The organism is Klebsiella sp. P1CD1, assembly GCF_003790505.1.
Taxonomy (GTDB): Bacteria; Pseudomonadota; Gammaproteobacteria; order Enterobacterales; family Enterobacteriaceae; genus Klebsiella; species Klebsiella variicola.
In genome coordinates, this window is sequence record NZ_CP033631.1 from 1,544,280 (window position 1) to 1,567,478 (window position 23,199).

The 23,199-nt window shown below is 49.1% G+C and carries 29 protein-coding genes; 27 read left to right on the forward strand and 2 right to left on the reverse strand.

Annotated elements, in window-relative coordinates:
• Positions 1 to 37 precede the first annotated feature (37 nt).
• The 15 genes from DTA24_RS07900 (at position 38) to DTA24_RS07975 (ending at position 10,431) form a co-directional block, all read left to right on the forward strand.
• Positions 38 to 403: a hypothetical protein gene (locus tag DTA24_RS07900; RefSeq protein ID WP_123836689.1), complete on the forward strand. Its 366-nt coding sequence runs from the start codon at positions 38 to 40 to the stop codon at positions 401 to 403.
• Positions 403 to 816, forward strand: a complete 414-nt coding sequence (locus DTA24_RS07905; RefSeq protein WP_123836690.1) for a DUF4054 domain-containing protein — start codon at positions 403 to 405, stop codon at positions 814 to 816. The genes DTA24_RS07900 and DTA24_RS07905 overlap by 1 nt, the downstream gene beginning before the upstream one ends.
• Before the next feature lie 3 nt (positions 817 to 819).
• Positions 820 to 1,305 carry a hypothetical protein gene (locus DTA24_RS07910; RefSeq protein WP_123836691.1) on the forward strand — a complete coding sequence of 162 codons (486 nt, stop codon included), beginning with the start codon at positions 820 to 822 and terminating at the stop codon, positions 1,303 to 1,305.
• A complete protein-coding gene (locus tag DTA24_RS07915) occupies positions 1,292 to 1,657 on the forward strand; it encodes a hypothetical protein (RefSeq protein ID WP_123836692.1) in 366 nt (121 codons plus the stop codon). Before DTA24_RS07910 ends, DTA24_RS07915 begins: the two co-directional genes overlap by 14 nt.
• Positions 1,658 to 2,224 carry an LIC_12616 family protein gene (locus DTA24_RS07920; protein ID WP_227540389.1) on the forward strand — a complete coding sequence of 189 codons (567 nt, stop codon included), beginning with the start codon at positions 1,658 to 1,660 and terminating at the stop codon, positions 2,222 to 2,224.
• Between the two features lie 2 nt (positions 2,225 to 2,226).
• Positions 2,227 to 3,717, forward strand: a complete 1,491-nt coding sequence (locus DTA24_RS07925; RefSeq protein WP_123836693.1) for a DUF3383 domain-containing protein — start codon at positions 2,227 to 2,229, stop codon at positions 3,715 to 3,717.
• On the forward strand, positions 3,714 to 4,157 hold the full coding sequence (locus DTA24_RS07930; protein WP_123836694.1) for a phage tail fiber protein: 444 nt from the start codon (positions 3,714 to 3,716) through the stop codon (positions 4,155 to 4,157). Before DTA24_RS07925 ends, DTA24_RS07930 begins: the two co-directional genes overlap by 4 nt.
• Before the next feature lie 244 nt (positions 4,158 to 4,401).
• Positions 4,402 to 4,860 carry a hypothetical protein gene (locus tag DTA24_RS07935; protein ID WP_123836695.1) on the forward strand — a complete coding sequence of 153 codons (459 nt, stop codon included), beginning with the start codon at positions 4,402 to 4,404 and terminating at the stop codon, positions 4,858 to 4,860.
• A gap of 198 nt (positions 4,861 to 5,058) precedes the next feature.
• Positions 5,059 to 7,014 (forward strand): lytic transglycosylase domain-containing protein, encoded by a 1,956-nt coding sequence (locus DTA24_RS07945; RefSeq protein WP_123836697.1) that lies wholly within the window; start codon positions 5,059 to 5,061, stop codon positions 7,012 to 7,014.
• The gene (locus tag DTA24_RS07950) at positions 7,015 to 7,902 is read left to right on the forward strand and encodes a phage baseplate protein (RefSeq protein ID WP_123836698.1); all 888 of its coding nucleotides are present in this window, start codon (positions 7,015 to 7,017) and stop codon (positions 7,900 to 7,902) included. It begins immediately after the preceding gene.
• Complete coding sequence (locus tag DTA24_RS29045; protein ID WP_123836699.1) at positions 7,902 to 8,207, forward strand: phage baseplate plug protein; 306 nt, start codon at positions 7,902 to 7,904, stop codon at positions 8,205 to 8,207. The genes DTA24_RS07950 and DTA24_RS29045 overlap by 1 nt, the downstream gene beginning before the upstream one ends.
• Positions 8,204 to 9,064: a baseplate hub protein gene (locus DTA24_RS07960; protein WP_123836700.1), complete on the forward strand. Its 861-nt coding sequence runs from the start codon at positions 8,204 to 8,206 to the stop codon at positions 9,062 to 9,064. The genes DTA24_RS29045 and DTA24_RS07960 overlap by 4 nt, the downstream gene beginning before the upstream one ends.
• Complete coding sequence (locus DTA24_RS07965) at positions 9,057 to 9,659, forward strand: hypothetical protein (RefSeq protein ID WP_123836701.1); 603 nt, start codon at positions 9,057 to 9,059, stop codon at positions 9,657 to 9,659. Before DTA24_RS07960 ends, DTA24_RS07965 begins: the two co-directional genes overlap by 8 nt.
• Before the next feature lie 26 nt (positions 9,660 to 9,685).
• The gene (locus DTA24_RS28605; RefSeq protein ID WP_206060570.1) at positions 9,686 to 9,982 is read left to right on the forward strand and encodes a hypothetical protein; all 297 of its coding nucleotides are present in this window, start codon (positions 9,686 to 9,688) and stop codon (positions 9,980 to 9,982) included.
• Entirely contained in the window at positions 9,979 to 10,431 is a 453-nt protein-coding gene (locus tag DTA24_RS07975; protein ID WP_123836702.1) for a hypothetical protein, read from the forward strand. Before DTA24_RS28605 ends, DTA24_RS07975 begins: the two co-directional genes overlap by 4 nt.
• A gap of 4 nt (positions 10,432 to 10,435) precedes the next feature.
• On the opposite strand, the gene DTA24_RS07980 is transcribed toward DTA24_RS07975, so the two are convergent.
• Together DTA24_RS07980 and DTA24_RS07985 are read right to left on the reverse strand one after the other, a co-directional pair.
• Positions 10,436 to 10,984 carry a hypothetical protein gene (locus DTA24_RS07980; protein WP_123836703.1) on the reverse strand — a complete coding sequence of 183 codons (549 nt, stop codon included), beginning with the start codon at positions 10,982 to 10,984 and terminating at the stop codon, positions 10,436 to 10,438.
• The gene (locus tag DTA24_RS07985; RefSeq protein WP_123836704.1) at positions 10,984 to 11,238 is read right to left on the reverse strand and encodes an Arc family DNA-binding protein; all 255 of its coding nucleotides are present in this window, start codon (positions 11,236 to 11,238) and stop codon (positions 10,984 to 10,986) included. Before DTA24_RS07985 ends, DTA24_RS07980 begins: the two co-directional genes overlap by 1 nt.
• Positions 11,239 to 11,323: 85 nt before the next feature.
• On the opposite strand from DTA24_RS07985, the gene DTA24_RS07990 reads away from it, so the two are divergent.
• From DTA24_RS07990 to DTA24_RS08045, 12 genes are all read left to right on the forward strand, one after another.
• Positions 11,324 to 11,485, forward strand: coding sequence for an Arc family DNA-binding protein (locus DTA24_RS07990; RefSeq protein ID WP_123836705.1), 162 nt, complete (start codon positions 11,324 to 11,326; stop codon positions 11,483 to 11,485).
• A gap of 68 nt (positions 11,486 to 11,553) precedes the next feature.
• On the forward strand, positions 11,554 to 12,537 hold the full coding sequence (locus tag DTA24_RS07995) for a phage antirepressor N-terminal domain-containing protein (RefSeq protein WP_123836706.1): 984 nt from the start codon (positions 11,554 to 11,556) through the stop codon (positions 12,535 to 12,537).
• 134 nt (positions 12,538 to 12,671) lie between these two features.
• Complete coding sequence (locus DTA24_RS08000) at positions 12,672 to 12,902, forward strand: AbrB/MazE/SpoVT family DNA-binding domain-containing protein (RefSeq protein ID WP_164481324.1); 231 nt, start codon at positions 12,672 to 12,674, stop codon at positions 12,900 to 12,902.
• Entirely contained in the window at positions 12,899 to 13,228 is a 330-nt protein-coding gene (locus DTA24_RS08005; RefSeq protein ID WP_227540390.1) for a type II toxin-antitoxin system PemK/MazF family toxin, read from the forward strand. Before DTA24_RS08000 ends, DTA24_RS08005 begins: the two co-directional genes overlap by 4 nt.
• A gap of 64 nt (positions 13,229 to 13,292) precedes the next feature.
• On the forward strand, positions 13,293 to 13,652 hold the full coding sequence (locus tag DTA24_RS08010; protein ID WP_123836709.1) for a hypothetical protein: 360 nt from the start codon (positions 13,293 to 13,295) through the stop codon (positions 13,650 to 13,652).
• 7 nt (positions 13,653 to 13,659) lie between these two features.
• On the forward strand, positions 13,660 to 14,892 hold the full coding sequence (locus DTA24_RS08015) for a baseplate J/gp47 family protein (protein ID WP_123836710.1): 1,233 nt from the start codon (positions 13,660 to 13,662) through the stop codon (positions 14,890 to 14,892).
• Positions 14,892 to 15,443: a hypothetical protein gene (locus tag DTA24_RS08020; RefSeq protein WP_123836711.1), complete on the forward strand. Its 552-nt coding sequence runs from the start codon at positions 14,892 to 14,894 to the stop codon at positions 15,441 to 15,443. Before DTA24_RS08015 ends, DTA24_RS08020 begins: the two co-directional genes overlap by 1 nt.
• Positions 15,425 to 16,312 carry a hypothetical protein gene (locus DTA24_RS08025; protein ID WP_123836712.1) on the forward strand — a complete coding sequence of 296 codons (888 nt, stop codon included), beginning with the start codon at positions 15,425 to 15,427 and terminating at the stop codon, positions 16,310 to 16,312. The genes DTA24_RS08020 and DTA24_RS08025 overlap by 19 nt, the downstream gene beginning before the upstream one ends.
• Positions 16,296 to 16,907 carry a methyltransferase domain-containing protein gene (locus DTA24_RS08030; RefSeq protein WP_123836713.1) on the forward strand — a complete coding sequence of 204 codons (612 nt, stop codon included), beginning with the start codon at positions 16,296 to 16,298 and terminating at the stop codon, positions 16,905 to 16,907. Before DTA24_RS08025 ends, DTA24_RS08030 begins: the two co-directional genes overlap by 17 nt.
• A gap of 2 nt (positions 16,908 to 16,909) precedes the next feature.
• Positions 16,910 to 17,509, forward strand: a complete 600-nt coding sequence (locus DTA24_RS08035) for a DUF2612 domain-containing protein (protein WP_072045291.1) — start codon at positions 16,910 to 16,912, stop codon at positions 17,507 to 17,509.
• The gene (locus DTA24_RS08040) at positions 17,506 to 18,804 is read left to right on the forward strand and encodes a hypothetical protein (protein WP_123836714.1); all 1,299 of its coding nucleotides are present in this window, start codon (positions 17,506 to 17,508) and stop codon (positions 18,802 to 18,804) included. The genes DTA24_RS08035 and DTA24_RS08040 overlap by 4 nt, the downstream gene beginning before the upstream one ends.
• Before the next feature lie 76 nt (positions 18,805 to 18,880).
• Positions 18,881 to 23,197 (forward strand): hypothetical protein, encoded by a 4,317-nt coding sequence (locus DTA24_RS08045; RefSeq protein ID WP_123836715.1) that lies wholly within the window; start codon positions 18,881 to 18,883, stop codon positions 23,195 to 23,197.
• Positions 23,198 to 23,199: the final 2 nt, after the last annotated feature.

Genomic DNA, 23,199 nt, shown 5'->3' on the forward strand with positions numbered 1-23,199 from the left:
CTCTCCGGAGGCTGTTTCAACTCCTGAAGGAAATACTATGTCTGGCTCTATTCACGTTCGCCTGAAACACCCACATGGACTCATCTTTGACCTGAAGAACGATAAGAAAGTCTCTCTGAAAGGTTCCGACTTCCATCTTCGCGGCCTGGAAAAAGGCGTACTCACCTGCGGATTCGGATCCACCACTGTTGATGCCGCTGAATGGGAAGAGGTTCTGGCGACGTATCCATCGCTGGTAGCCGACATGGTTCGAAAAGGCACGCTCATTCATGAGAAAGATGCCGCAAGCGCTGATGCCAGCGCCAGTGAGAAAAAAGGCGTGAAGCACGGTCGCGAGCCGGTCGATGTCAAAAATGACAAGACCATCAAAACTCAGGAAGTTCCGGCTAGCGAGGCAGCATAATGGCGATTGTCACTTTCGACAGTGACGAGTTCCTTTCCATTTACCCGCGATTCTCCGGTGTTCTCACGCCAGCGCAATTACAGAACGCATTTGATGTGGCCTGCCTTGTGCTGGATAACACTGAGTCGTCTGTAGTTCCCTACGACCCTACAAATGGCATCAATGACCGCAAGACATTGCTCTATGCGCTCACGTGCCATATCGCCTCTATGGCTCTCTGGGGGAATGGTCAGGCTGGCCCTGCATCAGGAGCGACAGAGGGTAGTGTAAGCGTCTCGTTTGCTGTCCCTGATGTAACAAACGCCTCATGGTTCAAGATGACACCATGCGGTCAGTTGTTCTGGCAGGCGACCAGGAAATACGTTGTTGGCGGCCGGTATTACGCGCGGCGCTATTCCCACCCATGGGGATGAGTTATGGCATCGATATCAGGTGGCGACAAAATCAACCAGGTGCTGGCTGACATGCTCAAGGGTGCAGAAATTCGCATGAATGTTGGCATCCTTGCTGGCTCGACCAATGAAGATACCGGCGAGCCTATAGCGCCATATGCTGCAGCTAACGAATTCGGCACTAAAACTATCCCGGCCAGGCCTTTCATGCGCAATACGGCTGCAGACAAAACCTCTGAGTGGGCTGATGTTACCGCAAAGGCAATGAAGGGGCAGGCGCAGAATGCTGATGGTTTCAGAAACGCCTTCACCATTCTTGGCATGACTGCCGCTCAGGATATTAAGGACACCATTGAGCATTCGGTTCCTCCTCCTAACGCGCAATCAACGATTGATGCTAAGCGCAGGAAGGGGAGAGCCATGCCTGAGATGACGCTGGTAGATTCCGGCAGCATGCAGCGTGCGGTCGATTTCGAGATTATAGAGGGTAGCGACAATGAACCTGCATAACCTCGCATCCGGCCTCATAGCAACCGTAAACCCGTTCATTGACGTACAGATGAAGGTCTTTGTCAGTGAGTCAGAAGATGACAGCGGGAAGATGGTTAAGGTTTATGCCGAGTCTACCGTTAACGGTCAGCTTCAGGCCCTGTCCAATGACGACCTGCGACACGTCGATAATCTCAACCTCACTGGCATCGTCAAAAAGTTCTACGTCAACGGCTCCTTCAATGGCATTAACCGCCCACGGAAAACAGGTGGCGACTTCCTGATAATTGGTGGTGAAACATGGATGATCCGCCAGGTTCTGGAAGAGTGGCCAGACTGGTGCTCATTCGTAATTCAACTGCAGGTAACCTAAATGGCGGCATCCATCACGCCGCTGATGGATGGTTTGTTTCTGTCTCTGCGGGCATTCCTCAAGGCTCACCTGACCCTTTCGGCCTGCAGGCAATCGCAGCAAAACAACACTGAGATGCCGGATGGTAATTACGTCATTATGACGCCCCTCGGCATTGACGGGCTATCAACAAACTCCATCAGCTACCAGTACACAACCGGCGCAGATTCAGGAACAGAAACGCATAAACGAACGGCCATCTGGCGCTGTCAGCTGGATTTCTACGGGGATGCCGCCCAGGACTATGCAAACATCATCTTTACGCTTTCTCGTTCCGATTATGCCTGCCAGTGGTTTCGTGATTTTTCGGAGAGCACATCAAGTGCTCCGCCGTTAATCACCCCTCTTTACTGCAAAGACCCGATACAGACAACCATGGTGAATGGTGAGGACCAGTGGGAAAACCGCTGGACTTGCGACTTCTACGCCCAAATCCCCGTCGACGTGTCGGTAACTCAGTATTTCATGACCAGCGCAAACGTCCGCGCTGATTCTGTAGACGCCAAATTTCCTCCTGAGAGTGCGTAAACATGGCAATTAGTTTAAGTAACATCATCAAAATCAACCCGGGCGTGCTGTCAGCCACAGGCTCGGCGCTTGACCTTAATGGGTTGATTCTGACTGACAGCGAATACGCGCCAAAGGGTGCGCTCCTGTCATTCACTAATTCTGACGATGTCTCCACGTATTTCGGTAGTTCATCTACTGAGTTCTCGATGGCGGACATTTATTTCCAGGGATTCAATAACGCCAGCCAGACGCCGGGGCAGTTGTTTTTCTGTCGCTATAACTCAGATGCGATCGGCGCGTTTCTCCGCTCGGCCAGCCTGGGAGCGCTGACCCTCGCTGAGCTGAAATTGCTAAGCGGCACGCTGACACTGACCATCAACGGCACATCGGTCACCACCGCGAATATCAGCCTGTCCTCTGTTGCGAGCTTCACCGCCGCAGCAACGCAGATTGAAGACGCCATTAATGCCGTTAACTCCGGTGTGCAGGTGACAGTCGTATGGGATACCACCACCAAGGCATTCATCATCACCACCGAAACGACTGGTGATACGGCAACGCTCACATTTGCCTCAGGTACGCTGGCTCCGAGCCTGCTGTTAACCTCTGCCGCTGGCGCAACCCTTTCACAGGGCGCTGATGCCGACGTTGTCAGTGAACTGATGACCTCGGTTACCGCTCTGACTCAGGACTGGGCTCAGTTCACCACGACCTTTGTGCCTAATCCAGACCAGGTGACTGCATTCGCGTCATGGGTGAGCGGCGAAGCTTACCGGTACGTGTTCGTGTTGCTGGATGACTCCAATTACTGCCTGCAGTCAGGCAGCACACAGACGCTGTTCTACCCGGTTAAAACTGCAAATTATGCCGGCGTGTTCCCTGTATACGGTGATGTCAGTAAAACAGCCTCTGCTCTGGGGTACGGCGCAAGCCTGAACTTTAATCAGCAGAACGGCCGTCTGCCGATCGCCTTCCGGGTGCTGAATGGCCTGCTGGCTGACGTAACCACCAACTCTGATTACTCTGCGCTGATTACCAACGGCTACAGCTTCTACGGCACGTATGGCGCGAATAACTACACGCAGAACATGTGGTACAACGGCGCTATCTCCGGTGATTACAAATGGCTGGATGCTCAGTTAGGTCAGATTTGGCTTAACGCAAACCTACAGAAAGCCATTCTGACGCTGTTTACGTCCAACACGTACATTCCGTACAACGCGCAAGGTAAAGCGCTCATTGAGGGCTGCATGACGGCCACAATCGAGCAATTCAAGACCTGGGGCGGTTGCTCTGTGGGTACAGACCTGGATGCGTCGCAGATTCTGGCAATCAAAAACATTGTCGGCTCTGATATCAGCTCCTCTCTGACCTCTGCCGGCTACTACATCTACGTCGCGCCGTTCAACGCAGCAATGCGCGCTAACCGAACCACGCCAACCGTATACCTCTGGTATTGCGATGGCGGCGTCATTCAGAAACTGACTGTCAACGCAGTTGAGGTGCAATAATGGCTAATTCATTAACTTCTGCTGACTGCACAATCATTCTGACGGTCACCAACCTGTATACCAGTGGCTTTAACCTGGAGCAGTTCGAAGCGCAGAACATCTTTGAGCAGGGCGACACTGAGCTGGCGGAAACCATCCGTACTGCCGACGGTAAGCTGACCGGAGGCTTTGTGTTTGGCGACCTGCCGTGGACTTTCCACCTGCTGCCTGACTCGCCAAGCCGGAGCTATATCGATACCTGGTTCCAAACCCAGCGTACATCGAAAGCCATCTTCCGCTGCAACGGGACGGTCTATCTGCCGTCACTGAGCCGGAAATACACGATGACAAACGGCATTTTCAAGAGCTGGAAAGCCGTTCCTTCTGCTGGCCGTATCCTGCAGCCAATGGCAGGCCTGATTGAGTGGGAAAACATCGTCGGCTCTGACTACACCGCATAACACAAACAGCCCCGTCACCTGATGGGGCTTTTTTATCTGCAGTAAGCGCACTCACCCGCGCATACAAACCAAGAACCTTTCAGAAAGCGAATCTGAGAACTGTCGTTAGTGCCGGTGGGCCTCTTGGGGCGGCTTTTCTGTGTGAGCAGGTTCGCTTTTTAAAAGGTAACTCACATGATCAAATTACAACAGCCCACTCAGGTGGGCTTTTTTATGCGCAGTCAAAATACACTCAGGAACAAAAATGAGCCGCAAGCATATTGATTTCACCATTGATGCGAATAATCGCGACAAAGGGAAGACCTTCCGCATTACTGAAATGTCGGCCACTGATGCAGAGATGTGGGCAACAGACCTCGCATGCGCGCTGATTGGCAGCGGCGTTGATGTGCCGAACAATGTTACAAACTTCCTCGCTAAAGCATCATCTGACACTGAAAGCGAAGAAATCCGCGACTCGATTATGGCATCCGGCATGATCGGCCTGGCGAAATACGGCATCACTGCGCTATCCAAGGTTGACCGTGATGAGCGAGTGCGGCTGTCGAATGAGCTAATGCGATGCGTGCAGTTTGTGGCCGCGCCAAATGCTGTTATCCCACTGTCTCCGGAAATCCACATCGAAGAACCAAGCACGCTATTCCGCCTCAAGGTCGAAGCTCTGAAACTTCACCTGTCTTTCTTGAACGCCATCGCAGACTAGACCTGCCACCAGAGATGCCTGAAGACGCTCGCGGGCTCATACAGTACGAGAACGTTCCGAGAACTATTGCGGCGGTTGTTTCCGGGAAGTTGGCGACTCTTCATGAGCTGAGCACTGTCTACAGTGTGCAGGATATGTGGTGGCTGCTTGAGATTTACAGGGTAAACAATCACAACAAATCGGTAATGAGTAAACCACATGGCTCAAGTAATTGACGCGCTGCTTATCACCTTTGGTATCGACACCAGAGAGTTTGATAAGGCCCGGCAGAAAATCGACGACGGGACGAAAAATCTTCGCGAGACATCAAAGAAAAACGCCGATTACATGGAATCCCAAGGCAAGCGAGCCGCGGGGTTCTTCTCAAGCATAAAGAACGAGATGCTGGCGCTGGCCGGGGTAAGCCTGACGTTTGGTGGTACGCTTGGCTTCGTAAAGGGAATGACTGGCGATCTGCAGGCGCTTTCTAATCAGGCTACGGTTTTAAGGTCTTCGGCAAAAGAGCTTGATGGCTTTGGTCGCGCCGCTGAAGCAGCAGGATCCAGTGTGCAATCTATGCTGGGTTCGCTATCTGCCGTTAATGATAAGATGATGGCAGCCAGGCAAGGTCGACCTGACTCAGGCTTTATGGGCGCCTTACAGATGCTAAGTCAGGATACTGGCATAAACCTATCCCGGTTTATGCAGGACCCTAACGTAACATCACAAGAGCTATCAAAGCAGATCCTTGAAGCAATTCAGAAAGACCCAAACAAAGATCGCGCCCGGATGGCTGGTCGCACAATTGGTTTTGATGATGCAGTCATAAATAGCGCCAATTCAGGCCAGTTGTTACGCAATATCGACAGATTCACTGCATCATCGGGCATAACTGAAAGAAATACTAAAGCAGCAAAAGAGTTCAATGAGCAGTGGACAATTCTTGCGCAAAATTTTGATGCCTTCAAAAACCAACTCTACTCAGGCCTTATTCCTTATGTTAAGCAGTTCAGCAACTATCTGAATGATATTTCGGTATGGATGCGAACTCATCCTAAGGAAATCAAAGACAGTTTCGATGCTATCTTTTCGTCAGTGAAAAGCTTTGCCTCGATAGCAAATGATGCAGCCAAGCAGGTTGGAGGTTGGACAACAGCCTTAGAAATTTTAATAGGTCTCAAGGTTGCTTCATGGATTTATGGAGTAACAAAATCATTCTCTGGGTTATTTGCCCTGGTGCCACCCCCATGGCTTGTTGCTGCTGCCGCGATTGGTACAGGCGCAAAAGCGGTCAGCAATATTTCTGATGCCGCCACAAAAGCAGACAACACCAGCTCTTTGTGGGAATCAATAAAACAGAGATGGAACGCCGGCGGCTGGTACAACAATAAAAAAGTAAATGAGAACAAAAGCCCAGAGGACAGGAGAAGAGATCAGGATGAAAAGGCGTATTGGGAAACGACCAAGCAATACCTAGGTAAGATAGCTGATTTCTTTGTTTCACCTGCGGGTGCTGCAGAATTATCCCCAAATCTTCAAGGCTATCAGCCTAATGTTCCGCTAAATGCTACAGCGGCAAGGCTTGGGCCAAAGGGTAAGGCGCTGCTTAACGCGATGTCCGGCGAGTTCGGGATGCTTGAAGGGAAATATGGCCTTCCAGCAGGATTGCTTCGCGGCGTGGCTGCAACAGAATCTGGTGGCGATCCGTATGCAGTATCCAAGGCCGGGGCAAAGGGTTTATTTCAGTTTATGCCTGGCACCGCCAAAGATATGGGGCTGAATGGCGGTGATGTCTATGACCCTAAAAAATCAGCAGAGGCGGCGGCAAAATATCTGCACTACCTGATTATGGCGACAGGAGACACACAATCAGCTCTTCAGGCTTACAATTGGGGGCTTGGCAATCTGCAGAAAAAAGGCATGCAGAACGCGCCAAAAGAAACCCAGGAATACTATGCCAAGGTCATAGCCAACATGAGGGCTGGATCGGGGATGGCTATTGATAGTGTTGCCCCTCACAGGGTAAATGCCAGCGGAGAGCAAAATTTTAATATTCAAACACTGAATATCTCATCGCCGGCAACAAGCGTCGGTAAGCTCTCCCAAGACATGAGCAGAACAGCAAAAAATCGTGCGACGCTAATTGGATATGACAGCGGCCAGTCAGGAGGCTAAATGTTCTCACTGAACGAAACAACCCTGCTGTCAGCCATAAACTCTGGCAGCATTTTTTCCATCATCAACTCAACGATTTTTCCTTCGTGGGGCATCACCTATAACAAGGTTGATCCGGATTTAAACTCTGGATATTTTAAAAGTTCCTCTGTTGGTCCCCTGCCAGGTGGCACGGCATTTATTTATCCCGGGCAAACTGTGTTTGAGCCAACAGGGTGGGTTTCTGCTGAGCCAGTTGGCGATGCATCAATTGTTAGCGCTCCAATTGAAAAGGGCTCTTATACCTCTTACAACAAGGTCAGGAGACCGTCAGAACTAAGGGTTGTCTTTGTTCTGGAGGGATGGAGCGCATACAGTGGCTCCTTACCAAATCTAACGAACTTTAGCACGCTAAGCAGAACAGGAATGTTATCCATTCTTGAGGTGATGAAGAATACTGCTAGCACATACAATATTGAAACCCCAGATCGCGTATATGAGGGATATGATCTCGCTCATTATGATTACTCGATAAGCGCGAAAGGCGGCTTAACGCTACTGAAAGTCAGCGCTACATTTCAGCAGGTAATGGATATCGCCGAGGTGTCTTTATCGAGCAACACCACACCAAACGCGCCATCTGATAACAATTCATCCAGTGTAAACTCTGCTATTTTGACGACTAACGGCCAGTCCTCAGTAAAAGATGTCACTCTGACAGATGTTAAAAATGCCTGGACCAGTGGGAATGTATCGCTATCAAGTGCCTTGCAAACAACTTCAAGCGCTATCGTATCTGGTGTTAATTCTGCCGCCACTACAGTTGGCAATGCATGGACATCGGGAACTGACCAGGTATCAACGCAAATAAAAAACGGAATCGGTAAATTCGTTTCGGTGGTGACGTGATGCAGGAAATAACACTCAACGCGATAAAGTCCCAGCGAGTTACGGTATCTCTCAATAACACCTCCTACACGATAAGAATCCATCAGCGATCTACAGGCTTATTCCTTGACCTCTATCTCGGTGACAATGCCATAGCGCAGGGGGTGTTATGCCTGAACTGCAATTGGCTTGTCAGATACGCATATTTGGGCTTCCCTGGCGATCTCGTTTTTGTCGATACGAATGGCGCAGCAGACCCTTACTGGGATGAATTGGGTAGCCGTTTTAAGCTCTACTTCCTCACATCTTCAGAGATTTCGTCGTGACTTACAAAATCAGAGATCTAAAAGTTGAATTCACTTTAACAGATGGTGAGTTTGAAAGCGGAAGAGGAAATGTTTTAACTATTTCAAATGGAAAGGTAGATTGCGCTATTTCTGCTTATGGAGGAACTTCAGCCACTCAGATGGACATGAGTGTTTGGGGGTTGTCTCTTGATTATATGGCAAAGATTAGTGGTAAGTCACAAAGACAAACACAAGCTAAAAAAAACCTTGTGAAGGTTACTGCAGATGGAGAGGTGGTTTTTTTTGGTACGATAATTTCTGCCAGAATCAATCTAACACAATCTCCTGACGCCCCGCTGGAGATAACCGCGAATACAGCTGGATATTATCAAGCACTACCAATCCCTGATACATATGTTAAAGGTGAAACCACCGCGCAAGACGTTGTAAAATCAATCTGCAATCAGGTTGGGCTTAAATTCGCAAACTATGGCGTAAACACACAGATAAAAGATGTACACTTGAAAGGAAACGCCATTGAGCAAATCAACTCTATTGCTCACGATTATGGCTTCTCCTTTGAATTGAATTTAGAAACTGTCTCTATATTCAAATATGGTACAGCAAGAGATAACATCATTCCTAGCGTAAGCCCAGACACAGGCTTGATAGGTTATCCAGTCTTTTACGATTTAGGGATTGCGTTTAGGTGCATGTTCTCTTCATCAATCGTAATCGCCAGGCTTATAGATCTAAAAACAATGCTTCCAAACGCTTCTGGTAGATATCAGGTATGCGAAGGTACAACGCACTATCTATCATCAAATGTCGAAGGTGGCTTTTGGGAAACTTATGTCGTAGGTTTCCCAATATCTCCAGGGGTAAACGATGTCTAAAAAACGCACCGTATCTCCGGTGGATTCCAGTTGCGATGCCAATATGCTGGGGTATGTGTTCAGCAGGCTTATAGGAAACATGACTTTTGTTAAAATTGTTAAAGTCATTGAAGTCGACATATCTAAAGGCATCGTGGATCTGGAAGGCCTCCTGTATACAGTTAATGCCAATGGCGAGAGCCTTAATGATGGCGGAAGATACTTTTCCATCCCCTACCTTAGATTGCAGAGGGGGGTGAGTGCGGTAGTCATGAATCCAGTTGCAGGTGACATTGGCCTTATGGTGTGTTGCGATCGAGATATAACTGGAATCAAAGATAACAAAACCGCTTCTGTGCCAACAAGCAATCGTCTACACAGTGCTGCGGATGGAGTTTATTTAACATCAATAGCATGCTTGTCAGGGGCACCAACTCAGTATGTTGCATTTCACGATTCAGGAATAGATATTCAGAGCCCTGGAGTTGTTAATATTAACGGAATGAAGGTTTTGTCTGATGGTAGGCTACAACTAGTTGATGGTTCAATAGTTGATGGTCATGACCATGGCGGGGTAGAGAGTGGGGGCAGTAGAACAAGCCCACTGGGTGGATGACACTAACATAAACAGGATTCAGCATTATGAGCCAGGTTATGAGTAATTCAGACTGGAGTATCTACTTCAGCCTCTACCCCATCGTGGGGATAAAAACATTTGTCCAAAATATCGGATACTTTCGTCAGATAGCTCATTTGCCCGCAGCGCATTCCACCTCTCAAGAGCAGCGGCATAATGCCGTTTTCTCAGTAGATGGCGATATTACAACCAATGGAACAATTACGGCGTCGGACGACGTGATAGGCGCGGGGATTTCACTTGATAACCATGTTCATGATGGGGTAGCATCGGGGGGCTCAACTACGTCAGGGCCGCAATGATGAAAAAACTAATGGTTATCTTGTTTTTCTCCCCGCTAGCATTGGGCGGAGAGGCGCCGGTTAAGCACCTTCCATCAACAGAGAAGGTGTCTTTTGCTTGTGATAACCAATCAAGGTTTTATTATTTCGCTGCATTTGCCTCATTGTTATATGTTGACCCAGCAATTCCTCCATCAGAGATTTATGCCAAGACTGGGCGTTACAGCAATGACACCTCTGCTTTTGATTATAATAAAAAAGAGGCTGAAAAATACGGTGAGAAAATAATGATATCTAAAGCAGGTACTGAGAGAGCAATTGATTACTTCTATCGCAATCAGGATGATGCCAAATTATTTTCCTCGATGGAGTATCAATCTTCTTTTTATAAAGTATGCATGCTAAATCCGGAAAGGTATGTTATTTCATATAAGGAACTTGAGTCATCGGGTTTTATGAGAGAGAAATGAATGTTCATTTGCTCATCCCTAACATAGAGCGAATAAATGAACTAAAATTAGATTTTTTATTTGGTTTCTCTTCTTCATTTTCTAATAAAATGTGTAGTTCACAACCACAGCCAAATTCCATTCCTGGAAAAGACTGGCCGTAAGGTGTCTGGCATCCATTTTTAATCACAAAGATTACGTCATTAAGACTTTCATGGGTTTTTCTATTGGTAGCTTTGCAACTTCCAGCTCTAAACTTCCATTTGCCATTTTTTATTCCTTGACTGATGGCAGCGTTTTTTGCCCTCTCTGAGCTGGCTTTTCCTCTAAAAGATAAACTAATGATGGATGATTGCTTCTCATCTAGACCAAAGTGAAACGCGATCTGCTTCCTGAAGGAATAAGAATCTCTGCCGTTGTTGCATTCATCTCTGTAAAATTTTTCTAATGAAGTTAACGCTCCCTTTTGCCTATATGGATTGAATTCCATGAAAGAAATTGCGACCTGTTCAGCCACGTCTTTATCAAGCATGGCTAGTTTTATGATGTCATCTACAATATCCTGTTTTTTCATTATTTATCTTTAGCATTGCTTCGATAGAGGGAGCTAAGGGTTTCATAAACCATTTTTTTGACTAGTTCAGACTGTTCTTCTGCAATGGCCATGGCATTGTCGTTAGGTGTTGTCGATGGTTTATCAAGCGCATCTTGCACGATTTGAAGCAACTCAGCATTGAACGATCGCCCATTGGCGATAGCTCTATCCTTAAGTTTTTTCTTCACATCAGCCGGCATTCGGAATGTGAATTTTGGTTCATCTCTGGCCATATTGAGTTCCATTGTTTAAGAATTGACATGATAGAAGCAGTCTACTATATTCTCAATAAGGTCACGGTGACCTCATGGAGGCAAGATGAAAGGCATGAGCAAAAATCCGCAGTTCAATCTGCGATGGCCGAAAGACGTTCTGGATATGGTTCGCAAGGTTGCGGAAGAAAATGGAAGGTCTGTTAACTCGGAGATCTACCAGAGGGTAATGGAGAGTTTTAAAAAAGAAGGACGCTTAAGTGTTTAAAAAGTTGAAGCCCCAACTGCTGTAACAGTCAGGGCTTCGGTATCAACAAACCACCTAGGAATGATGACATGACAAGTATAGCAATTCTTGAGGCTGTTAACACCTCTTACGTCCCATTCAACGGGCAGCAAATTATCACGGCGATGGCTGCCGGTGTTGCATATGTTGCGATGAAACCAATCGTTGAAAACCTCGGCATGAGCTGGTCTACTCAGCAAACAAAGCTGATGAAACAACTGGAAAAATTCAACTGTGTTCATATGAACATGGTTGCTGCTGATGGCAAGTTGCGCAAACTTCTTTGCCTCCCCCTGAAGAAGCTCAACGGCTGGCTTTTCAGCATCAACCCTGAAAAAGTTCGTGCTGATATTCGCGACAAGCTGATTCAGTATCAGGAAGAGTGCTTTACCGCCCTTCACGACTATTGGTCTAAAGGGATTGCCATTAAGTCAGCGCCTGAGACTACTGTCGATGAGCGAACTCCGCTGCGCGGAATTGTTAATCGCATCATGGGCAAGTACGGCCTGACTTATCAGTCAGTGTACAAAATGGTTCACAAAGAGTTTGGGGTAAGGCACATCGATGAGTTATCCCCCAAGCAAACCGCAGAAGCTGTCGAGTACCTTGCCTCGAAAGCAATTGAAGGAGAGTTCATTGCAAGGAAAGAGAAAAACAACTTTTCTGGTGATTATAATTTCCCGCTTCAAAGCGCAGACCCCGCCAGCAGGTCTTTTGGGAACGTTTGGATGACGCCGAAGGTCATTTTGGATGAGAACAATCCAGCTCCTGAACTGGAGCTACTGGATAGGCTTGAAAAAGATGGCTATTGCGTCGATGGCGTAAGGCTGCGCATACATTCAATGTATCAGATAGCCAAATATCATCTTGATATGCAGGCTGCAATATCTTCTGCTGCGGTCAGCCTGGGTTTCATAAATGACTCTCTGAAATCCCAGGCGAAGGAAAGGGGGCTTAACGTCATCTTCAATGGAAGCAAGTGTATGAAAGAGGGGCCCATCACAGGTCTCCCCGAAAGGTCCCTAAAGAGATAAATATCCTTAAACCCGCTCCGGCGGGTTTTTTTCAGAAGTGTAAAGGTGGTTGCCTGTTTTTTCACCTGAACCTACAATCAGAACCGATGATATACATTGTATATCTTTTGAAGTAACTAATGAGGGTGAAAAAAATGGCAACAGTAGTCGCAAAATGGGGCAATGCCGTAGGCGTTCGCATACCTGCGGCGCTACTTGATCAAGCTGGCATCACTGTTGGCGATCAGGTTGAGTTCTGTGTTAAGGGTGGGATGCTTGGGCTGAAAAAGACCGGGCCAACACTCCAGGAACTCATGTCAAAATGTACAGCAGAAAACAGTCACGATGAGTACTTTTCTGAGTCAATGGGAGAAGAATTACTGTGACAGCCAGGCAAGGAGATGTGGTTTTAATCGACTTCACCCCTTCGGCTGGTAGTGAGCAGGGCGGAAAGCGTCCTGCTCTTGTGGTTTCAGAGACATATTTCAACCAACACGACAGGTTTGTTGTTTTATGCCCGATCACAAGCAAAGCAAAAGGCTATGGATTCGAGGTGCCCATAAGGGGCACACAGAAAACGACTGGAGTAATTCTTAGCAATCAGTTTAAGTCATTGGATTACAGAGCAAGAAACATGGTTGTTGTGGATTCTGTGGATGCCAAAACTCTGGCTGCCGTTCAGCATAACATCAAACAAATTCTTGGCATGTGACTGTAGTCCTGGCCGTGAAAACTAAACCTCGCTTCGGCGGGGTTTTTTTATGCCCGGAGAAAACGTGATCACCTCTTCTTTGTATCTAAACCCCGACACGTGGGATATCGAACTTGATGATACTGGCAACATTGCTGTAGTGGAAAATCCCTACGCATGTGCTCAGGACGTGGCAACTGCGTGCTCTGCGTTTCGTGGCGAGTGCATATACGACGTAAACATTGGCGTTCCTTACTATCCGACAATTCTCGGCAAAAACCCTGGCTCAGGCGTCGTACAAAGCGCTCTGGAGACAGAAGCGCTACGACTGCCTTACATCGCCACAGCTGATGCCACGGTCGTCACAAATCGCGCTGAGCGAGTTTGCGGCGGGGTGATTGTAGTAACCGATACAAACGGCCTTTCCCGCACCGTTAACCTTTGAGGCTAAAATGTCCACAACAATAACCACCTCGGTGCCATCAGTCACATTTTCAACTACCGGACTGGATGTCCCTGATGAGGCTGATATCCTCGCCGGCCGGCTGACAGACCTTTCCACTGCACTCGGCACGTCGATGAGCAAAGAGCTTACCACTCCGCAGGGTCAGATTGCTGTCGCCGACACCGCTATCATTGCGGATAAAAACGACCAGTGCCTCGCCATCATGAACATGGTCAACCCGGATTACTCAACCGGCAGGTGGCAGGATGCTATCGGGCGCATTTATTTCATCGACCGCAAAGGCGCTTCAGGAACGATTGTGACGGCCACTTGCTCTGGCCTTGTAGGCACGCTCATTCCTGCCGGCTCAATCGCTCAGGATGCGAATGGCTACCTCTATTTCTCATTATCTGATGCCACCATCGGCTCTGATGGTTCGGCATCTGTTGAATTTCAGAATCAGACCACTGGTCCAATCGCCTGCCCAATCGGTGAGTTAAACACGATTTACAAGGCGGTATCTGGATGGTCAACCATTACCAACGTTGCTGCAGGAGTTCTCGGGTCAGATGAGGAGGGGCGTGCAGCATTTGAGTATCGTCGCAGGCAGTCAGTTGCTAAGAATGCCAGCAACACGCTTGCAGCAATTTATGCGGCCATTCTTGAGGTTGACGGCGTCACTGATGCTTACGTCACCGATAACAAGACCAGCACCGCTGTAGAGAAAGGCGTAACAAATTACAGCATAGCGCCACACTCGTTTTATGCGGCTGTATATGGTGGTTCGGACGCGGATATTGCCAAGGCGATCTGGAGCGCCGCCCCTCCTGGTGTCGATATGAATGGTGACACGTCTTACACCGTTCAGGACACGGAAAACTACGTTTATCCCTATCCGTCGTATGACATCAGATGGGAGACGCCAACGCCGACAAGCATGTATGTCGAGGTTCAGATTGTGCAAAGCAACCTGCTACCGAGTGACGTTACAAACCAGATTAAGGCCGCCATCCAGAAGGCATTTAATGGTGAGGACGGCGGAACCCGTGCGCGCATAGGGTCTAAAGTTTTTGCCGGCCGTTATTACTCTGGCATCCAGGCGATTGACCCTAACAACATGGAAATACTCGGCATCACGTTATCCCTGGACGGTATTTCTTATGGGCCGTCCGTAGAGTTTGGCATAGATGAAATCCCGACTCTGGATGATGCAAATATTCTGGTGATTATCTCAAGCTAATGAACACATGGGTCTGCGTTGCCTCCGGGCCATCGCTGACGCGCGAAGACTGCATCCTTGTCGAAGAGTCACAACTCCCCGTTATAGCAGTTAACTCCAGTTGGGAAATGATACCCGGTTGTCAGTACATCTATGCCGGCGATCACACCTGGTGGGCTGCGAACTTTAACGATGTACCTGCCGACAAGTGCAGATTTACCAGCGTGCATGCCACGGCCACTCAATTCTCCATCAACTACTTCGAGCCACCTGTCAGGGGTTCCTTCAACTCAGGGCAGAGAGCCATTCTCCTCGCAAAGCATCTGGGCGCGAAACGGATAATCCTTCTCGGTTACGACTGCTCTCTAAAGGCCGGCATTCACTGGCATGGAAAGCATGGAAGAGGGTTGCGTAATCCTGATGAAGATAGCCTTAAGCGCTGGCGTGGAGAGTTTCGTCAGGTTCTGCCTGTAGTGGGCGAGGGGAACATCATCAACTGCTCAAGGCATACCGAACTGGATATGTTTCAGGTTGGAAATTTAGAAGAAGAATTATGCAAAAGTTTTTTATAGACGGGATGCTCGGCATTGGTGACAACATCATGCAGCGGCCATTTGTCAAAAAGATGGTCGAGAAAGGGAATGAGGTCTGGATTAAAACGGCCACCCCGGAAATCTACATCGACATACCCGGGCTTCATTTCGTCAAATCGGGTACATCACTGCGAACACAGCATCGCAACGAAGAAGCATCTGGAGTTGCGTGGGAAGCGCTTCCTGAAGATCACCTGATTATCCGGGAGAAAATCTTCTACGGCACTGTTGAGCTGAGTCGAGGAAGTGTTTTTGACGCTGGAAGACGGCAGTTTGGCATCGAGCCAACCAGATTAGACCTGCCATCATTTACGCTTCCTGATATCGGCATTCCGACCAATAAGAAGGTAGCCCTCATCAGGCCAACCACAGAGCGTCGAGAATGGCACAACGCCGCCAGAGGCCCATTAAATGGACACGTTGACCAGGCCTCCAGAAACCTCTCCCAACTCGGTTATTTCTGTATCAGCGTGGCGGATTTACAGCCGGGCGTTGAGTGGATCCCCGATAGCGAGCCATTTGCTCACCTGAAGCTCCATGGCGGCCAGTTGAGGCTAACCGAATTAATGGCCCTGGTAGAGCGCTCCGATGTTGTAGTGACTGGCAGTGGACTGATTTCACAGATGGCTTTTGCATATCGCAGGCACACCGTTTTTCTCGGTGGTGGCTGTGGCGGTTGCAATCACCACACAAAGATAACTGACGGCAGGCTGATGGATTTATCTCGCTGCCTGTTCCTTTATCCAGACGATTACTGCATGTGCCAGCAGATGAAGCACAACTGCAACAAGCACATTTCCGATCTCCATGAAAAGCTGTCCCGGTGGATGCATGAGAAAAATCTCTGAAATTATTCAGTCAGAACTTAGCTTCTTTCCTGAGCTGGGGTTCGGATACTTCCCTGTGCCGAAAAATCGTCCTTATGACGAGCGGTACTTTGAGAAATACAAAGCAATGGCCGACACGGAAATGGGCCGTCAGTTGACAGACTTCAGGGTGAGCTTTGTCCGTAAGCATCACCACGGCGATGCATGCGACGTTGGCATTGGCTGCGGCCAGTTTGTTGAGGCATGTGACTGCAGCGGCTTTGATGTTAACCAGGCTGGCATTGACTGGCTCAAGGCTGAAGGAAGATATCTGGATTTCTACAAACATGGGTGCGATGCGCTGACATTCTGGGATGTGCTTGAGCATATTGATGAGCCAGATAAGGCGATCGCCTGTGCCAATAAATGGGTTTTCGTCTCCATACCCGTCTTCGACAGTGCCGAACACATCCTCAGAAGCCGGCACTTCCGCAAGGATGAGCACATTTTCTATTTCACCAATGACGGTCTGATCCGCTGGTTTAGGGATAACGGCTTTGTGCTCGTTGAATCGGTAAACACTGAGTCGGAAATCGGCCGAGACGGTATCACAACGTATGCATTCAGACGGGAGTAATTATGGAAAGCTACGCTGCTGCGATAATGAGGCAGTACGTCAATTCAGAAAAGCTCCTTTCCCTCATCGAAACATTCAACCAGTCCGTCGGCCCCGACAAATTCATCGAAGACTTCTATGACCTGGTCTGGAACATACAAACAGCGACCACTTATGGCCTGAATGTGTGGGGGAAAATTGTCGTAATAGACAGAACGCTGACCGTAACAGAAAACAAAGTCTATCTCGGTTTCAAGCAGGCCCTTAGTCACCCTCCGGTAGTAGATGATCCACAGCCATTCAATCAGGCTCCGTTTTACGTCAGGGACTCGAACGTTACTTCAACCGTGACGTTAACCGATGACGCCTACCGAAAACTCATTATGTGTAAGGCGATGGCAAACATCTCTAACTGCACAATCCCGGCAATGAACAGAATGCTGATGTTCATGTTTGGTGAAAGCGGCGTCTGCTACGTGAGAAACGATGGCGATATGACCATGAGCTACGTGTTTGAGTTTGAGCTAAGCACGGTAGAGCTGGCGATTGTTCAGAGTTCTGGCGCATTGCCTGCACCGGCGGGAGTTACCGTAAACATAATACAGGTATCCAGTTCATCATGAATTCTTCTGATATTCCAGATCGCTATACCAAAGCGTTCAGCGTTAATGGCAACAAAAACCCCATCCCAATAGACTCATCAACTACAACCCTTGGGAATGGTGAAGCCACCTTTGATTCTGGTTTTCCTCCGTTAACCATGACGGCCATCAGCGCCGGCGGTATCCCTCCCGACGGGAAGGACACGAACGGCATCCTGTATTCGATCACCATCAAGCAGCAGTGGAATGATGCCGGCATGGGATACCCGTTCAACAGCACATTCGCTGCAGCCATTTCAGGTTATCCAAAAGGATCAATTCTGCCGTCCAGCGATTATGGCGTGCTGTGGTTGAACCAGACAAACGCGAATACCACAAACCCTGAAGGCACGACCGGCTCATCTACCGGGTGGATCCCTGCATGGGGATGTGGCTCAGCCGCCGTCAGCATTAGTTCTGCCAATGTCACGGTCTCAAATATCTCTGCAGCAAATCCACGCTTGATTCTTTCCGGCACGCTGACCGGAAACCGTTACCTCTACCTTCCGCCATTTGTGAAGGACTGGACGATTGAGAACAACTGCACTGGCTCAAATTTTTACGTGGTTATTTCTACGAATGCCAGCGGCGGGACAACAGTCATCTCGAAGCCCGGAACGGTAATCGGCGTGCATGGTGACGGCACCAATATCACATCACTCCAGGACGTACACGGAAAGGCTATTTTCGCTTCAAATGGCACCTTCTCATTCACTGCTCCAGCAGGCGTAACTTTAGTAAAAGCAACCGTTACTGGCGCAGGCGGCTCAGGAAGCGGCTGTCAGGCTTCGTCGGCTAGCGAATCTTTCAGTGGCGGTGGCGGTGGCGCTGGAGGGACAGCCATAGGATGGGTATCTGTCGTGCCCGGTGTCACTTATTCAGTTGTGGTTGGCCGTGGCGGATTGTCAGTTTCCGGCGCAACACCAGGTAATGACGGTGGCGACTCATCATTTGCTGGATTGCTGTTTGGGCGAGGCGGCAAAGGGGCCAGTAAGGCCAGTATTACCAACTCAGCTGGCGGTGATGGCGGTTTAGCTTCAGGTGGCGACATCAACATCAAGGGCGGCACTGGTCTTGACGGACAATCAGGCATCTACATGCTGACTGGTGCCGGCGGCGCTTCTTACTGGGGCGGTGGCGGACGAAATGGCGCAGCAGGCGGTATTGCTGGAACCTCAAACGGGTCTGGCGGCGGCGGTGCTTACGACACCGGCTTCAGCAGCACTGCATACTCATCTGGTGCAGGCGCAAACGGAATCGTCCTGATCGAATACTAAAACCCCTTCAGATTTTCAATTTCCTCGCCATTTATGCGCGAAAAACAATTACCCATCTATTTATTCGGGACAAAAAATGGCAAACACAGATACTGCCAATGCGAAGCTATATGCAACGCAGGCTCAGGTAGCCGCTGCCAGTGCAAAAATTTACGCTGATCAGTCGCAGGAAGCCTCAGGTTTCGCTGATTCTGCACAGGAATCAGCGCAGCAATCAGCCGCAAGTGCGACAAGCGCAGCTGATTCTGCATTAGCTGCCTCCGTGGCAGCCTCTTCTTCTGCTGCAAGTGCTACAGACTCAGCAAATAGCGCAGATTCAGCCTCAGCTTCAGCAATAAGCGCCGCTGAATTTGGCGACAATAAACTAACTTTTTCTGATACAACAGCAGGCCTAGCAGGTACAACCTCCGGGCAATACTTTCGGGTTCCTCAGGGTGTTGGCAACATTCTGGCATTCCGCTATTACAAAAATAATGCGGGGGTTGCTTTAGAGGTTGCTGAATATCCAGGTCAGGGGGCAATTAGTAATAGCATCAGGGAATATGCGACGCTTAGCGTAGCTCAAAGCGATGCATCCGCAGGGAATATCTTAAGCGGATCTTATTGCTGGGTAAGAAATTCTGCAGACGTCACCCTGGCTGATGAGTATGTAAATAACGCAGGAACTCTTAACGCCACTGGCCGTAAGATGCCATCTCAGCAGGCTGTTAATCAGTGTGCTGCGGTTTCAGGTCAGGTGGCAACTGCTTCCGCTGTTCGCGACAATCAGTTACACGGAATGAGTATGCCAGACCGGCGTACGCTGGCTGCAGACTTCACCCAGTATCTGGATGCATTTTCTTCCGGCGGATCATCGGCGCTGAACGGGTCGGCGACTTATGCGGAACGCGTGTTGCTTTCCATTTCCTCACTCTCCACTTCTTTTGCTACAGCCGCATGCACTCTGACGCTAACGGGAGCGGGAAGGGTACTGTTCAGTCAGGGGTTTTTTGACGGGGAAACGCTGACCGATGGTGTTTTGACAACCCCGTATTATGACGTGGCAATGCGCCAGTTCATTGTGGATAGCATTTCTGCCAGCGAGGTTAATACGTGGGTACTAAGGGGTTCAATTAAGTTGCCTAAGCCGTACTCGTCCACAGAGGCCAGGGTGCTTAGAGACCGTAAAAACAGGATCGCGATTGGTATCATTTCATCGGTATACACATATACAGCAGATACCATTGCGTTTGATGCGGCAAATGCATTTTTGTATGTATCGCTGTCGAGATCGGCAATTACTGCTGCAGGATATGCTGACACCACAGATGGTGCCCAGGCATATTTTTGGGACACTTACGGTGGCATAATTCTAAGCCAGAAATCCACCACTTCTCAGACATTGCCGGAATACACCATGTTTTTCTCAGAGGCAGGGGCGGTGACTGCCGTCACTGATCAGAACTGCACAGCGACTATTCAGGTGACAAAAAAACTGTCTCTTGATGTGGGTAAAATGCAGTCAAATGCTAATGCCGTAAATATTGCAGCAAATGCTCAGGCGTATGCTGCTGACAGGTTGAGGGCGCTGAATCTAGAATTACGGGATTACCAGACCAATATCGGCTCAGTGGGTAACTATGGGTCACAGGTATCTTACAGCGCCACGATGAGCGGCGGCAGTATTTTCACGCTGAATAAGCTGTCACTTTCCACGAACGTACGTCGCCTGGTCATGACAATGACCGACGGACTTGGTACTTCACAGAGCATAACTCTGCTGGAAGGCGAATCTACCGCCGGCGCCGTCCTGACAACGCCGTATGTCGACTTTGTGTTTCAGCCATCTGGCATCACAGGAATGGGTATCAACACGTCAACCGGTCGCACGACGATGAATATACCAGTCACCCTGCCTGGGGTTCTTCCATCTGACACCACCAGAATCATTCGTGACCGCGCAGGATTGTTTGATGCCTTTACCCCCACCACAATTGCCGGGGGAACCACGCGAGGTATTACCTACAACGCATCAACTGGCATGCTAATTCTGGCCGTCCTTAATACCGACGTCACATCGGCAGGATATGCGCTTACCACTGCCGGGGTTATTCAGTATGTGGTGGATAAACTGGCGGGGTACGTATTTAGCCAGGTAACGGCAGTATCCGCAGCAAAAACTTTCTGCAATCTCTTCAAACTTGCTTCCGGCGCCGTAACTTTGACGACTGACGGAAATGTGACATTAACCGGTACGTTCAACGGGCCTAAAATGACAACTGATGATTTAACGACGTATCGCCGCTATGAGGTTGTGGCGAACAACACGACTGATTACGCGACCGGGAACCGCCCTGTAGCGATTAAATGCAAATTCCAGGCGGGTGAGGTTCCGACTGATCGCTGTATTGTAGTGACGGATGCAGACGGAACGGCATATCCATCCCAGTGGGCGGGAGAGGGAGACTTTAACCCTCGCAGGGGGCGTAACCTTAGTTACTGGGCTGACGGATCACTACGTAGCGGCGATTTGCTGATTATTGACAACATTCCGGCCAACTCGTCTAAAAAATACCTGCTGAAGGCGTACCCCACCCAGCAGGATGCATCCTCCTATACCCGAACGAACCGGGAGACTGCCACCAGTTTGCTGGTAACTGCAGATGACGGAACGCAGGTGCGTTTTGACAGCGTGGTGGGCTGGCTGCCGTACAAATTTACCCGCGACAGTGTGACCTATACGAACATCTGCCAGCAGTTGTATGCCACGGTGACCGGTACCGCCTGGTCGACGGTCGCAGCGGGTTATACGAACTACGCGTATAAAATCATCAGTGACGGTCCGGTGTTCACTGAGATTGAAACCACCTTCTACAATGGCGCGCTGACCGGTAACGTGGCGATTGCTGCGGGTCTGATTAAACATACCTACCGTACGCGGGTGTTCAAAAATGGGTATGTACAGATTGACGCCATGGCTCGCCTGCAATCTGCGCTAGCAGCTAATGCCCTGTTCGCGTGTATGACCCGTATCCAGCTTAACTCAACGGCGACAAAAGCCTATCGTAATGAGTACAACGCGATCTGGACTGATAACTCAGTATTGCGTTCTGTTTCTATCCGTAACGCAGGGGGAGACACTATCCGTGATTCTGCTGAAGCGTCTACTGTTGGTAACAGGCCGCCAATCGCCGGGCTGACAGCGAACACAACCTATGTGCGTTTCGATGGTGGATGGGTTGCTGGCACATATGGGTCAGGCACAACAACCCTTGGTGCGCCAGCGGGCTGGGCATGGCCTGTTTCATTTACTGTGAACCTAAACGAAAGCATTGCTGATGCTACGGCATTATCTAACGTCGAACTGAATCCAGTGGTTGGCTTTGCGTCACGCGACTCAATTTACCCTCGCTTCCGGCAGGCTAAACTTGCCAGTCGTTTAGGGGATATTATCAGCGGGATTGCTGCATGGAACTCCCTTGACGCCACTAGTACGGACAATGGCAACGGAATGTTCAATACCATTGCCGGGGATATCGTTCGTTATCTGCATCTAAACATCGGCACATTCAACAGTGTTTACGCGAAGTTTTCTTCCTGGGCAACAACGTGGTATGGCGGGATAAGTAACATCCATTTAGGAAGCGCCGCTGACTCTAAATCTTTGCAATATGCATCACGACTGGTCCTTCCGCAGTTGTGGTGGCTCTACAAACTTGCTGTACTGAACAGTGACTCGGCAAAGCAAACCGAACTGAAAGTGGCTATCAGTAATATGGCCGCTGATTGCTATTCGGCATTCGGTACTGTTGGTTCAGCAAACAGCAACTTTTATGCAGCAGCGTTCCGTTCGTGGGCGATGGCGGTGGCAGCTGGAATTGATCCGTCTGGCAACTACACATCGGCAATGACCATGGTTGACGGGCAATTTTCCAGCTCAACCTATTTTGCTGGAGTGAAGGGAATTATCACTGATAACGTTCTGGAGACTGTCCCAAAACGTCGCTATCTGCACTATCAGGTTTATGCATGGAATAACTACCTGATAGGCTGTAAAGCGGCTAGCCGTCCGTCTGTTCTTGACATGCGTTCATATGCCCTGAACTCAATCTCCGGATATGGTGGATTGAGGGAAGTAAATTACTGCATCGCGGAGTCGCGCCGCGGGCAGCCGACAACGGTTGGATTCCTGCTGTACCCTCTTCTGCATTCTGGTGATAACTCCTGCCTCGAAGCGGCTGAGCGACTGCTTGATGCTTTTGATGAGTACGGTGGGTCAAATACCAATGGGCAGATTAAGTTGTGGGATCTGGACTTTTTCTCAGAAATTTCAACGACATTCTCAGAATATACCTTTGCCTGCAATATTATGGCCGACGCATGGATGCAATACTGGCTGGATAACAACCAGTAATA